This is a genomic window from Sporomusa aerivorans (assembly GCF_041428895.1).
Classification (GTDB): domain Bacteria; phylum Bacillota; class Negativicutes; order Sporomusales; family Sporomusaceae; genus Sporomusa; species Sporomusa aerivorans.
On the sequence record NZ_CP156926.1, the window covers coordinates 6,071,485 to 6,085,106 of the forward strand.

Consider the following 13,622-nt stretch of genomic DNA (forward strand, 5'->3'; position numbering starts at 1 on the left):
AAGCAGGCGGACACTAGCAAAATGTTCGCCTGCTTCTCTTTACACCTTAAATTTAGTAACCATATCCTTAAGCTCAGCAGCCATGCTTGTTAACTGCTGGGCACTGGCAGCCACGGTTTCAACGACACCTGATGTTTGTTCCGCAACATTGGCTACGTCTTTACTTAGACCTGCCGTGTCCTGCAAGCCCAGCGCCAGTTGGCCGATAAGTTCGACAATCTGACTGGAGGTTTTCACCTCATCATCAGCCACTTGCATAATCTGATCAATATCGGCGACTGTACCGCTTGCTGCGGCCAGTATGCTGTCAAGGGCGGAACTGGCTGCATCGGTTGACTGAACTACCTGCTCCATGCCGGCCCGGCTCAGCCGGGCGGCCTCCACGGCCGACATCGTGCTGTCCGTGATTTTACTCAGCAAAGCGGCTACTTCCTGCGCCCCCTGGCTGGACTGCTCCGCCAGCTTGCGCACCTCCTCGGCCACAACGGCAAAACCGCGGCCTGCTTCACCGGCTCTGGCCGCTTCAATTGCCGCATTCAGGGCCAGCAGGTTAGTCTGGTTGGCAATACCGGTAATGGTTTCGGTAATAACACTAATCTGGCTGGAATATTCATTCAGCTTACCGATAAGATTCTCGGTCTCAGAGATTTTAGCCCGCATCTCGGCAATACAGGCAACTGTACCGGCCACTTTGGACTGGCCGGAAATAGCAGCCTCGGAAGTGATACCCGAAGCGCCCTGCGCGGAAACAGCCCTTTCTTTGGCAACGCCGATTAGTTCGGCCAGACCGGCCAGTACTTGTGCTGACGTTTCAGCAGCGGTTTCCCCGGATTTGGCATTATCGGCCACCCGTCCGATACTGCCGGCTACTTCAGCCACTGTTGAACTCATTTCTTCACTGGATGCCGCCAGATGTTCAGAGGCAGCGGCAATTTCCTGGCTGGCCCGGCTGACGGCGCCAACAAGCTCCGCCTGATTGGTAAGCATGGTATTAAAAGACTGAGTCAGACGACCAATCTCATCCGCGGAAGCAACCTCGGCCCTGACAGTCAGGTCGCCTTCGCCGGCCTGCCGCATAAGCTGTTCAATTACCTGGATAGGTTTAGTCACTTTGCGCGCCGCCCAGATTGAGAATAAAATCCCGACAAAGAGAACGGCAACTCCCGCCAATCCTAAGGTAACCAGAATCTGATTGCGTGCCGCCAGCGCCTCAGCTTCCGATTTACCGGCAAATAAGAGGCCGATTGGTTTTTGATTGTTATCTAATAATGGCTGATAGTAAGTAACATAAGGCATACCCAGAATTTTGGCGTCGCCGGCGTATGGTTGCCCGTTCCCCAAGACAATGTCTGCGATCCTGCTATCAAGCTTTGTGCCCAGTACCCGAATGCCATCCTGCATAATGGTTGTGGCCACCCGGGTATCGCCAGCAAAAACAGTGGCATCCACTTTATGCAGAGTTTTGATTTTGTCTACAAAAGCGTCCTGACTGAATACATTTCCGGCTACAACGGCCCCGACAGCAATGCCTGAACCATCCTTTACCGGGGCAATGGCCATGACCATGACGGCTTCGCCAGGTACAGCATCATAATAGGTTGCTACCTTCCCCTGTTCGATAAACCCTTTCGCCGCCTGGCTGCTGATCGGTTTTCCCTCGCCGGTCAGAACACGTCCCTGACTATCCATAATCTGAATAGCGGCGACGGTTTCCTGCGCATTAAGTCTCCTGACCGCCTGCGCCGCTGCCAGCGGATCTCTGGCAGCAATGGCCTGAACAATATCCGGCCGGTTGGCCGCCATAACCGCTGCAACCCGGGCCTGCTCCCGGCAGCCGTCAAGTTCCAGTTGCAAGCCGGCAACCCCTTGAACAGCAGCCTGCCGGTTACCTTCATCCGCATAGCGGCTAAAAAAATAACCGCTACCACTCGAGAGCAATACGGTAACAAGCAAAATAATAAGTCCGGTAGCTAATGACTGCTTAAACTGAATGCTTTGCAGCATATTTGGATCCTCCTTGTTATTTTTTTCACAAAAAAATCATCGACTAATATAGTAAACCATTCCACCAAAGCCCCAATATTCCTTTGCAAAATACTGGTAATTATACTCAAATAATTCCTTTGTCGGCAAATACCTGGTGCGCTACAGACCGCCAGGCTGACAAATTTAGCGAGAAAAGCACTGCTCCCCCCAAACCGAGCAGCCCTCCCAGCAAAAAAGTATAAGAAACGCCGATCAGTCCGGCGACATGGCCGGCAAGCAGACTGCCTATCGGTGTTAGCCCGCCAAAAGATAGAACATAAAGACTCATTACCCGGCCGCGTTTATCTTCATCTACCAGCGTTTGGATAATGGTATTGGTGGAAGCCATCTGCGCAATAATACCAAACCCCATAATAAAGGCGATCACCAGCGAAAGTGTGATTGACGTTGATAGCGAAAAGGCCATTAAGCCCAGTGAAAAAATAGCCGAAGTAACCGCAATGATCTTTTCAATACCCAGGACAGTGGTCCGGGAAGCCAGAAAAATTGTACCAATAAGTGCACCGGCCCCAAAGGCTGCCATCAGCCACCCTAATGTATCAGGACCACCTCCCAGAACCTGACCGGCAAAGAGAGGCATAAGCGGCAGCACTGGAAACCCCGCCAGACTCACGAGCGCCAGCAGCAATAAGACCATTCTAATTGGCAGGCTATTATAGGCATAGCTACAGCCTTCTTTTAAACCGCAGAGAATATTACTCCGGGTACTAGCAGCTGGCTGGGTGTTGTGAAATTTCATGGCCAGCAGCGCCGCCAGTACCGCGATATAACTTATGCCATTAAACAGATAGCATAGTCCTTCGCCAAAGACTGCAATCGCCAGACCGGCCACTGACGGCCCAATAATCCGCGCACTGTTAAACATGGCTGAATTGAGAGCAATGGCATTGGCCAGGTCTTCCTTATCGGTGACGATCTGCGTGATAAATGCCTGCCTGGCAGGCATATCAAACGAATTGATAATCCCCAGAGCCATATTCAGGATAACAATGTGCCAAACCGCCACCGTCCCGCTGAATACCAGGCCGGCTAAGAATATCGCCTGAATCATGCTTAATAATTGCGTCCAGAGAATAGTCCGGTATCGATTCCACCGGTCTAACAGCACTCCGGCCAGGGGAATTAGCACAACCCCTGCGATCTGGCCGGCGAAATCTACATTACCTAACACTTCCGGCGACTCGGTCAGGCGGTAAACCAGCCAAACGGTGGCTGTCCGCTGCATCCAGGTGCCAACCAGCGACATTCCCTGCCCAAAATAGAACAACCGGTAATTGCGGTGTTTAAGCGCCCGGAATGTTTCACTCAGCTTTATCCCTGCCAACACGCCACCCCCCCCTTGGTTATAGATAGTTACTAGTTTATTCCTTAAAGGCACCTCACGTCAACCTTTACTGACGTAAACAGTTAATAAACAGGCATACAAAAAGATTGTTTATCGCCTGTTGGACCCTATCAGCAGTTCAGTGCGGGTCGGAACGGCATAAACAATCCCACCAGATTTTTTCATTATTTTGTCAAAGCCATTATAAAGCATCGTCGCCTTTGTGCAACTTGCGATATTCCGATGGAGTAACCCGGCAAAGCTTCTTGAAGATATTGGTGAAGTAGGCCAAATCGGAGTATCCCAGGCGTTCGGCGATTTCTGAAATCCGTAAGGTTGTCGACTGCAGCAGCCGTTTGGCTTCTCTCAGGCGAAGCCTGGTTATATATTCAATAAAGTTCGTTCCGGTCTGCTGCTTAAAAAGCTGGCTTAAGTAACTGGGATTCATGTGTACATGCTTGGCGGCTTCAGCCAGTGTTACCTGTCCGGGCGGCAGTGATTCAATAAAGTGTATCACCTGTTCAACCGGCGACAGTTGTCCGGTTGGCTCGCTCGGAACCACCCGGGACTTGACTGCCTTCTCTTTGCGGGTAAACCATTTATTCAGGCAGACAGTAAGCTGCTCTTTCTCGACCGGCTTCAATAAATAGTCAATGGCGCCGGCGCGCAAAGCCTGCTGCACACAGCCGAAATCCTCATTAACCGTAATAAAGATAACGTCCTGGTCATTGCCTCCCAACCGTAGTTGCTCAAGAAATACCAGTCCGTTCATAACCGGCATGGTTATATCCGCCAACACCAAGTCAACCTTATTTGATTTAAGCCAGTCAAGCGCCTCAAGGCCGTTGCTGCATTGACCGATTACCCTTACCGGCAGGCCGGTCTGCTCGACTGTCCATTTCAAAGCAGAACGTACCCATTTTTCATCATCCACGATTAATATAGTCTTCATGCTGACCTGCTCCCTCTGTATTCTGTATAAGCGGCATTCTGACCAGAACGGTAGTGCCTGCGCCCGAACGGCTGTCAACGCTTACGCCATAACCTTCACCGAACAGATTGATGATTCGCCGGTGAACATTCACAATACCGATATGAGAACCGCCTGCGGTAATATCTTTTGTCGCCAGATCATTCTTGATCTTGTCTAACATAGTCTCTGCCATACCGATTCCGGTATCAGCCACGCGGATAACAAGATTATCGTCTTCCCTTGAGGCCGATATAGTGATGCGGGTTGGCTCAGGACCGCTCCCGACACTATGGACAAAGCAGTTTTCCACCAATGGCTGCAGGGAGAATTTAACAATCATGGCATTCATTGCCCACTCCGGGATAGCAAAACAATACTTAACATTTTTTTCAAAACGGAATTGTTGAATTCTGAGATAAACGGTACAGAAATTAATCTCTTCACGCAGCGTTACCGTAGGCGACACAGTCTTTAAGTTATACCGCAGCAACGTGCCCAGAGAAGCCGACATAGCCGCAATATCTCCCATATCCTGTTCCAGCGCCATCCCCCGGATGGTTTCCAGTGAATTACAGAGAAAATGAGGATTAATCTGCGATTGCAATACCTTCAGTTCCATCTCCTTTTGCGCCAGCGACATTTCAGTCTCCCGCAGCTTGGAAAAATAAACTTCCTCCATAAGGGCGGAAAGCTTTTCCACCATATTATTAAAGCCATGTGTCAGCTGACCGATCTCATCACTGGATTCCACCGGCACGCGCCGGCTAAAATCGCCAACCTGGACGTTTTTCATAAACCGCTGCAGACGGCGGATGGGCCTGATAATGGTACTGGCAAAACTTACGCCCAATCCGTAGGCAATTAAGAGGGTAATAACCACTGTCCAGAAAATAGTTTGTCCAATGTGGGCCGAGCCTTTAAACAGCTCTGCCCGCGGAATGGCGGTAACAAACCGCCAGCCTAAGGCTGACGAGTGATTCAAAATAACCACCTGGTCATGCTCAGACAGAAAGGAGTTATCCTCTAGCGATAAAATACTTTCCAGGTTAATAAATTCCGCCCGGCGGCCAAGCCTGGAGCTGTCAGGATGGTAAACGTAATGGCCTTCGGCATCCAGAATATAAAAAGAGCTTTCGCCAAAAGCATTCACTTTGTCGGCGATGTCCTGAAGGCGGCGAAAATTAACGTCAATAAGCAGCATACCGATAGGTTCCAGTGTTTTAGGGCTGTAAATACGTCTGGCAATGGTAATAACCGGCTCCTGATAGTTCCCCCAGTTAACAATCCTGCTGACAAGCATGGAGTTGCCACTGCCGGGAACAGAGGAATACCAATATTCTTTTTCCAGTTCACTGACCGGATAGGAACCCCGATAAGACAGACTGTCAATTACGCCATATCCGTCCAGCAGCACGGCAACACTGGAAATATCCGGGCGGGAATAAGCGGTGCTCTCCAATAATTCCCGTACGGCATTAACCAGTTCCTGACGCTCGGCATCACTGACATTGCCGGCTTTTAAGAGGCTGATCATGTCAACGTGATTCAGAATTTTCAAAGAGTTTATTTCAACATCGCGCAAATAATACTCGATCTGGGTTTTAACCTGCTCATTAATCTGCCAGGTGTAGTTTTTGGCCTCCCCTTCAACAATAGTGGATGAGCGATAATAGGAAATAACCCCTACCACAATCATCGGAATAATTACCAGTACAGCCGAAAAGGTGAAGAGCTTGGAGGTTAATGATTGATCTTTAAACCATATGATTTCACTGACAAAGTTAAGTAGCGACTTCTTCATAACCATAATGTTTCGCGTCATTTTTTTTTTATCCTGCCCATCAGATATAGAAGGCACGGCTTGCGCCGCGCCTTTGGCGAAAGTATAAGCCGGTATCGCCCTGCTGCTAAAAGAATTTCAGTGCAAAACAGGGAGAAGCCGGCGGCCTCTCCCTGTATAATCGTTTTATTTACGTGCTTGATCGATTGCTGTCAGTTCCTCTTTATAGTCCGCGCCATACTTTTCAATAACAGGTTTTACGGCATCCTGCCAGGGCTTAACGTCTTTCACTTCGGTAACTACTACGCCACTGGCTTTAAGTTTATCCAGAGATTCCTTTTCAAACTTATCCCAGATTTCCCGTTGGGTTGCCACAGAGTCAATAGCGGCTTGCTTAATGATTTTGCGGTCTTCTTCTGAAAGCTTATCCCAGGTAACTTTGCTGATTAGGAGAACTTCCGGCACACGCTGGTGACCGTCAAGAATGAAGTTCTTAACTGCTTGATAGTGATTGGCGGTCAGGTAACTGGGGGAGTTATTTTCAGCGCCGTCGATTACGCCGGTTTGCAGGCCGCTGAAGACTTCGCCGTAAGGCATCGGCGTAGCGCTGGCGCCAAGAGCGCTAATCAGGTCCATGTTGATTTTATTTTGCTGTACGCGGATTTTGAGACCTTTCAGATCTTCCACGCTGGTAACAGGCTTCTTGGTGTAGAAGTTGCGGGAACCTGAGCTATAGTAAGCCAAGCCCTTCATTTTGGATTTTTCCAAACCATCAAGCATCTTAGTGCCGGCTTCACTGTTCAGGAATTTCCACACATGGGCGTCATTATCAAAAATATATGGCAGCGAGAATACGCCGAAGGCCTTATTAAATTCAGCCAGCGGGGATGAGCTTACCCGGGTAAATTCAATGGCGCCAAGCTGAACTTGCTCAATAACGGCTTTTTCTTCACCAAGCTGAGAGGACGGGAATACTTCAATTTTGATACGTCCTTTGGTCCGTTCATTAACCAGCTCGGCGAACTTCTTGTCGCCCAGGGTGGTCGGATAATCGGCCGGATGCGTTTCTGCCAGACGGAAGGTGTACTTCGCGCCTTCGGCTTTCTTGTCGGCCGCTCCGCCGTCCTTGGAACCACCGCAACCGGCCAGAAGCGAACCGGCCAGCATCAAGGACAAAGCGCCGGCAATCAGTTTCTTTTTGTTCATTATTAATATCCCCCTTAAATAATGTTGGGATGAATCCCCGTTAGTAATGAAGCGTGCTATTTAAACATGTTTGGCAGCCACATAACAGTCTGAGGAACATAAGTGATCAGAAGCAGCACGAGAATCATGGCATAAAAGAAAGGCATCATGGCTTTGGTACCCTGCGACAGTGTGACACCGCCGATAGCGCAGCCCACGAACAATACCGTGCCGACAGGCGGCGTCAAAAGGCCCATACCGGCGTTAAAGATGAGAATCAGGCCAAAGTGTACAGGATCAATGCCGATAGCCGTACATACCGGCAGCAAGATCGGCGTCATGATCAGAATCATGGGCGCCATATCCATCGGTCCGCCCAATATCAGGAGTAGGATATTGATCAGCATCATAATGACAAGCGGACTATCCGAAACACTCAAAAAGAAATCAGTAACCAGCATTGGAATCTTAAGATATGCAAGCACCCAGCCAAACGCCGCGGAGGCTGCTATCAGGAAATACACCATCAATACCGTCCGGAAGGTACGCTTCAGAACAGGTACCATGGAGGACAGCGGCGCTTCCCGGTATACACCGAACGCCAGAATAAAGGAGTACAGTGCGGCCATAGCACCTGACTCGGTTGCGGTAAACCAGCCGGAAATAATGCCGCCGAGAATGATAACCGCCGGCGATAGCGATAACAGTCCGTGAAATAAAATTCCGGGAACTTTGGCTTTATCCACCGGATCGCCCTTTTGGTAGCCGCGTTTGCGGGCAATAAGATAACCTACGGTCATTAGTGTACCAAGTAAAATAAATCCAGGAACAATACCGGCTAAAAACAGGCTTTTAATTGAAATGCCGCCGGCAACAATAGAATACAGCACCAGATTGTGACTGGGAGGAACAACAACCCCCTGGATGGCCGATGAGATGGTAAGACCAACCGAATAGTCGGCGTCATAACCCTTCTTCTTCATCATCGGGATCATAACCGAACCTACGGAAGAAGCGTCAGCAACAGCCGAACCGGAAATATTACCGAAAAACATACAGGCGACACAGTTAACCAATGCCAGTCCGCCGCGGATACGCCCCACGATCAGGTAGGCCAGATTAACCATTCTGACGGCCAGGCCGCCCTCGCCCATGATTTGTCCGGTAAGAATAAAGAATGGTATGGCAAGCAGCGAGAAGCTGCTGATTCCCTGGATCATTTGCTGGCCTAACACCGCCAGCGGGATATCCATGTACATCATGGTAAGCATAGTGGAAAAACCTAAAACCAGGGCAACGGGGAAACGAAAAACCATGAGCACGATAAAGCTGACAACAAGAAGTGTGACTGCTATTGCTTGCTGGTCCATTATTCCCCACCTCCCATAGCGCCGCCCATTTCCACTTCGTTGCCTTTGTGGCGTCTGGTATCAAAGCCGGCAACCTGCAGGGCCGAGTAAGCGCAGGTCATAATACCGGTAACCGGCATCACCACATAAAGTGTACTGTTGGGCAGTTTGGTGGCCGCCAGCGTGGATTCGTGCATCATAACGGTAAAATCCCAGCCATAATAAATCAAATATACCCCAAATCCAAAAATACTAATGCCGATGATTTTATCCAAAACAAGATTAACCTTAGCTGGCAAAAACTCTGTGAAGGAGTCTACTCCTAAATGCAAATGTTCACGAAAACCGATAGCCATCCCCATAAAGGCGAACCAAACTAATAAGAGCAGTGTCATTTCCTCTGACCAGAAGAACACGAAATTCAGGAGCTTCCGGGTCATAACCTGCGTGATTACAATAATAATCATACTTGCCAGACCTATGAGCGCAACACTTTCAAATAGAGTGTCTATAGCCAGAACAATTTTTTTAAGCGCCTCCACGTCATCCCTCCTTAAAAAATAAGTTGCTAATAATGCGCATTGCTTTCTTGTACATTTTACTGTTCTTTCAAAATATTTTGTATAATGTTTTTTTTAGGATAATTTGTGTTTTTTTTAGCTGCTACAAAGTTACGCCATTTTTAAATATGGCAATTTCGCGAAAGCCCATGTGTTCGGCTTTGGTCGGCCGGCCGGAGGCTACGCCAATGATATGGTTAAGAAATTCAGTCGTCATCTTAGCCATACTCAGGCCGTCCAGCAGCCGGCCGGCGTCAAAATCCATCCAGTTGGCCTTGCGGGCAAATAATTCGCTGTTGGTGGCGATCTTAACTGTCGGCACAACTGTGCCCAGCGGCGTTCCCCGGCCTGTGGTGAAGAGAATAATCTGACACCCCGCCGCTGCCAGCGCCGTCGCCGCCACCATATCATTACCAGGCGAGCTTAACAAAGTCAGCCCTTTTTTCGTTACCCGGCCGGCATATCCGATAACATCGGTTACCTGACCGGTACCGCCTTTTTGGGTACAACCCAGGGATTTTTCCTCCAATGTGCTGATACCGCCTTCCTTATTGCCGGGAGAAGGATTTTCATAAATGGGCTGGTTATGACTCACAAAATAGTCTTTAAAGTCATTGATCAGATTTACGGTTTTGTTAAATACCGTTTCATCCACGGCCCGGTTCATTAAAATGGTTTCAGCCCCAAACATTTCCGGCACCTCGGTCAGAACGGTGCTGCCGCCACAAGCCAGCAGCCGGTCGGAAAATGACCCTACCAGCGGGTTGGCCGTAATGCCGGAAAATCCGTCAGACCCGCCGCACTTAAGGCCAATAACCAACTCGGATACAGGACAGGTTTCCCGTACAAAGCCTGAGGCGTATTGTACAAGCTCACCCACCAGTTCAACACCGGCGGCGATTTCATCAGTCACCTCCTGAGCCACAAGAAATTTAACCCGGCCGGGATCATAGTCACCCAATACTTTTTGGAACTCGGCAATATAATTGTTTTCACATCCCAAGCCTACTACCAGTACGGCGCCGGCGTTTGGATGCTGTACCAAATCAGCCAGAATGCGCTGAGTATTCTTATGATCATCCCCTAACTGGGAGCAACCGTAAGGATGGGTAATCGCAAAAATGCCGTCAATATTGGACCTGTCGGCAAACTGCGCGGCGGCCTGCTCTGCAATCAGCCGGATATTTTGGTTAACACAGCTTACTGTCGGAATAATCCATACTTCGTTGCGCACCCCAAACCGTCCGCCGGCACGGCGATACCCCTGAAATACAGGGCAGTCGCCGGTGTGGACTGCCGCCTGAGTCTCCGGCCGGTACTCATACTCTAAGATGTCCCCCAGGTTGGTTTTAATATTATGGGTGTGGATCCATTCGCCGGCTTTGATGTCAGCGGTGGCATGACCGATGGGAAAGCCGTATTTAATAATATGCTCGCCCGCGCGGATATCGACCAGGGCAATCTTGTGCCCGCGGCCGGCCTTAGAGCTTTCCGCCGGCGCAAGAACAACAGCAACATTATCTTTGTCGTGAATTTTCAGCTGTGACAAGTCAGCACCTCCTAATATACAAGCTTGTTAACGGTTGCCTGCATGCCATTGGCCGCTATGCTGTAGAGATATTCGCCGGTCTTTTCCACCAGTCCGGCGATTTGTGTTAAATCCTGCCCCCATAAGGCAGTATTGCCCAGCACAGCCTGAGCCACGCTGCGGGCGGCTGCCGGCGAGCCGTCAAAACCGCGCCATACATCTGCAAAGAACTCCAAAACCGGCATATCGTCTTTCATGATAAACCCGCCCTGTTCACGCCGGGCCTGCATGCCGCTGCCCTCGACCCTGCCGTCTTTATAAACTGCAATGAGCGCAGCCAGTGAGAAAGTCAGTTTATCCGGTAATTTGCCATGTTTTGTGTGGTATTCCAGAATGGAAGGCAGCACTCTGGCTTTAAACTTGGAAGAAGAATTGAGGAGAATACTGAGAAGGTAATGTTTGATGAACGGGTTGCGGAACCTGTCCATAACACTGGCGGCAAAGTCTGTAAGCATGGCTTTATCAAGATCGATCGACGGCACAATTTCATCGAAGATAACTTGCCTTACATATTGGCCCATAACTCCATGCTCCATCATTTCGCCCACAGTATCCAGGCCGTACAAAAAAGCCGCCGGTACTGACGATGTGTGGGCTCCGTTTAAGATCCGGACTTTGCGGGTCCGGTACGGAGTCATATCTTCAGTCCAGATAACGTTGAGTCCGGCTTTGGTGAACGGCAGACGCTCCGCCAGATGTTTGGGCCCTTCGATGACCCAGAGGTGGAATAACTCGCCGGCGTCCAGAAGACTGTCCTGGTAACCAAGTTTGGCCTCCAGCTCCTTGACTTCATCCCGGGGGTAACCGGTCACTACCCTGTCCACCAATGTATTGAGGAAATAGTTGTGCTTCTGAACCCAGTCCCTGAACCCGGCTGGCAGTTGCCAGTCGCCTGCCAGTTGCAAGACCACCTTTTTCAGGTTATCGCCATTTCTGTCAATCAGCTCACACGGCAAAATAACCATTCCCCGGGCGGCATCACCCCTAAAATGCCGATAGCGGTGATACAGATAAACTGTTAGTTTGCCCGGAAAGGAAACCGGCGGCGTATTGTCCGGTTTGTCGGTTGGATCATAGGCAATACCAGCCTCGGTTGTATTGCTGATGACAAATTCAATCGATGGATTTTCCGCACACTCGATAAATTCCCGCCACTGGCTATAGGGATTAAGGCAGCGGCTTACCGAGGTGATTATATCCTTCTCCTCGTAAGGCTGGCCGTTACTCAAGCCGCGCAACAGCAGGGTATACAACCCGTCCTGGTCGTTAATCTGCCTGCTCAGTCCCTCGGCAATGGGTTGAACCAGTACAGCCCGGCCGTTGAACAAGCCCTGTTTATTCATTTCATGAAGCATCCAATCGGCAAAGGCCCGCAAAAAATTTCCCTCGCCAAACTGAATCACGCGTTCGGGCAGGTTGGCTACCGGATGGATTTGGCGGCTAATTTTGTTCATATCCAAACCTCCTGTGTTTTATTGATAATTTTTATATAGTATCCAATAATGATTTACAGGCAGGCGGTAAGTAACGCAGTACAGCGCCAGCGGCAAAACGTTACTAATTACCAGATGAAAGAATCTTTATTGAATTTCATATAGTAAAACTATTCTTAAAACTATCCAAATCTAATTTTATAGTCCGGACAGGTTTTGCGATAGAAACTTTTTTTATAATATTTTGTGTTTTTTTTAGCTTGCAACCCTCAGCCTGTTAAGGGTTGCCTTGAAGCACCAGTCATGGTACTATCCTGATATACACTTTTTTCTATGAACAAGGAGTATCCCATGAACCCGTGTACATCTCCCCGGCTGCCCCGTATTACGGCCATGATGGTCGCAGTTGTTTTTCTCTGGGGTATTAATGTTGTTATGCTTAAATATCTGACAAATTACTACCCGCCGCTGGCGCTGGCCGCAATCCGGATGGTACTGGCCGCCCTGTTTTTACTGCCGGCCGCTTTTTACCCTGGCGGCTGGCAGCCGGTGCCACGTGCGGCCTGGCTGCCAATAGGCGGCGTGGCGCTGTTTAATATCGTATTACATCAGATAACCCTATCCTGGGGTATTAACGCCACCAGCGCCACTCACGCCTCACTGATACTGGCGCTTAACCCGCTGTTTACGACACTGGCTGCCAGTTGGGCTGTCAACGAACCATTGAATTGGAACAAAACCATCGGTATCTTCTTAGGGCTTGGCGGCGTGCTGCTTATTGTCACCAATAAAACCGATGCCGGTCAGGCAACGCTTTTAGGGGACGGCGTTATGCTCATAGCCATGCTGGTATATGTAGCCGGCTCACTCTGTGTTAAAAAGGGCGCCCAGCATACCAGACCGCTCATTATTGCCGTATATAGTCATCTAATTGCAGCCCCGGCGCTGGTGCTGCTAGGTCTGGCCGTAAACCCGGTGTGGATGTTTAGCGGCGCCTTCGAGTTCTGGCCGATAGCCGTTTTACTGTTCTCCAGTTGGATCAGTACCGCCCTTGGTGCAGTATTATGGAATACCGGCATCCATCATATCGGAGCCTCAATGGCCTCCCTGTTTTTAAATGGTCAGCCGGTTGTCGGCCTTTTAGCCTCAGCCATCTTTTTAGGAGAAAAGATGGTATGGCAGCACTATGTGGCGCTTATTCTGGTGCTTGTGGCTGTCAGTCTGGGAACAGGCGCCTTCACCCGCCGGCAAAAGCCAAGGGGAGAAAAAAACCAGGAAGCATCCTAGTACCTTGACCAGATTAATTCTTGGTTTGGCTGACGCGTCTTTTTCCGCATTGCGGTGCTGTCGCCGCCTTACATATTTCCGGTATACGAGGCTCCTC

General features: G+C 49.7%; 10 protein-coding genes. 1 reads left to right on the forward strand and 9 read right to left on the reverse strand.

Annotation, left to right across the window (positions count from 1 at the left end; all coding sequences use genetic code 11):
• Positions 1–39: 39 nt before the first annotated feature.
• The 9 genes from SATMO3_RS28940 to SATMO3_RS28980 all read right to left on the reverse strand — a co-directional run bounded on the left by SATMO3_RS28940 (position 40) and on the right by SATMO3_RS28980 (position 12,259).
• Positions 40–2,004 carry a methyl-accepting chemotaxis protein gene (locus SATMO3_RS28940; protein WP_371374628.1) on the reverse strand — a complete coding sequence of 655 codons (1,965 nt, stop codon included), beginning with the start codon at positions 2,002–2,004 and terminating at the stop codon, positions 40–42.
• Between the two features lie 106 nt (positions 2,005–2,110).
• A complete protein-coding gene (locus tag SATMO3_RS28945; RefSeq protein WP_371374632.1) occupies positions 2,111–3,373 on the reverse strand; it encodes an MFS transporter in 1,263 nt (420 codons plus the stop codon).
• A 199-nt stretch (positions 3,374–3,572) separates the two neighbouring features.
• Entirely contained in the window at positions 3,573–4,322 is a 750-nt protein-coding gene (locus tag SATMO3_RS28950; protein ID WP_371374635.1) for a response regulator, read from the reverse strand.
• The gene (locus SATMO3_RS28955; protein ID WP_371374638.1) at positions 4,297–6,165 is read right to left on the reverse strand and encodes a histidine kinase; all 1,869 of its coding nucleotides are present in this window, start codon (positions 6,163–6,165) and stop codon (positions 4,297–4,299) included. Before SATMO3_RS28955 ends, SATMO3_RS28950 begins: the two co-directional genes overlap by 26 nt.
• 144 nt (positions 6,166–6,309) lie before the next feature.
• Positions 6,310–7,329 (reverse strand): TRAP transporter substrate-binding protein, encoded by a 1,020-nt coding sequence (locus SATMO3_RS28960; RefSeq protein WP_371374640.1) that lies wholly within the window; start codon positions 7,327–7,329, stop codon positions 6,310–6,312.
• 56 nt (positions 7,330–7,385) lie between these two features.
• On the reverse strand, positions 7,386–8,678 hold the full coding sequence (locus tag SATMO3_RS28965) for a TRAP transporter large permease (RefSeq protein ID WP_371374643.1): 1,293 nt from the start codon (positions 8,676–8,678) through the stop codon (positions 7,386–7,388).
• Complete coding sequence (locus SATMO3_RS28970) at positions 8,678–9,199, reverse strand: TRAP transporter small permease (protein ID WP_371374646.1); 522 nt, start codon at positions 9,197–9,199, stop codon at positions 8,678–8,680. Before SATMO3_RS28970 ends, SATMO3_RS28965 begins: the two co-directional genes overlap by 1 nt.
• Before the next feature lie 121 nt (positions 9,200–9,320).
• Positions 9,321–10,766 (reverse strand): UxaA family hydrolase, encoded by a 1,446-nt coding sequence (locus SATMO3_RS28975; RefSeq protein WP_371374650.1) that lies wholly within the window; start codon positions 10,764–10,766, stop codon positions 9,321–9,323.
• Between the two features lie 11 nt (positions 10,767–10,777).
• Complete coding sequence (locus SATMO3_RS28980; protein ID WP_371374652.1) at positions 10,778–12,259, reverse strand: tagaturonate reductase; 1,482 nt, start codon at positions 12,257–12,259, stop codon at positions 10,778–10,780.
• A gap of 330 nt (positions 12,260–12,589) precedes the next feature.
• Between SATMO3_RS28980 and SATMO3_RS28985 the strand changes: the two genes are divergently transcribed.
• Positions 12,590–13,525 carry a DMT family transporter gene (locus SATMO3_RS28985; protein ID WP_371374655.1) on the forward strand — a complete coding sequence of 312 codons (936 nt, stop codon included), beginning with the start codon at positions 12,590–12,592 and terminating at the stop codon, positions 13,523–13,525.
• Positions 13,526–13,622 lie beyond the last annotated feature (97 nt).

Coding starts and splice junctions, on each gene's coding strand:
- SATMO3_RS28940 (WP_371374628.1), bottom strand. CDS start 2,004: ATGCTGCAAAGCATTCAGTTTAAGCAGTCATTAGCTACCGGACTTATT.
- SATMO3_RS28950 (WP_371374635.1), bottom strand. CDS start 4,322: ATGAAGACTATATTAATCGTGGATGATGAAAAATGGGTACGTTCTGCT.
- SATMO3_RS28955 (WP_371374638.1), bottom strand. CDS start 6,165: ATGACGCGAAACATTATGGTTATGAAGAAGTCGCTACTTAACTTTGTC.
- SATMO3_RS28960 (WP_371374640.1), bottom strand. CDS start 7,329: ATGAACAAAAAGAAACTGATTGCCGGCGCTTTGTCCTTGATGCTGGCC.
- SATMO3_RS28965 (WP_371374643.1), bottom strand. CDS start 8,678: ATGGACCAGCAAGCAATAGCAGTCACACTTCTTGTTGTCAGCTTTATC.
- SATMO3_RS28980 (WP_371374652.1), bottom strand. CDS start 12,259: ATGAACAAAATTAGCCGCCAAATCCATCCGGTAGCCAACCTGCCCGAA.
- SATMO3_RS28985 (WP_371374655.1), top strand. CDS start 12,590: ATGAACCCGTGTACATCTCCCCGGCTGCCCCGTATTACGGCCATGATG.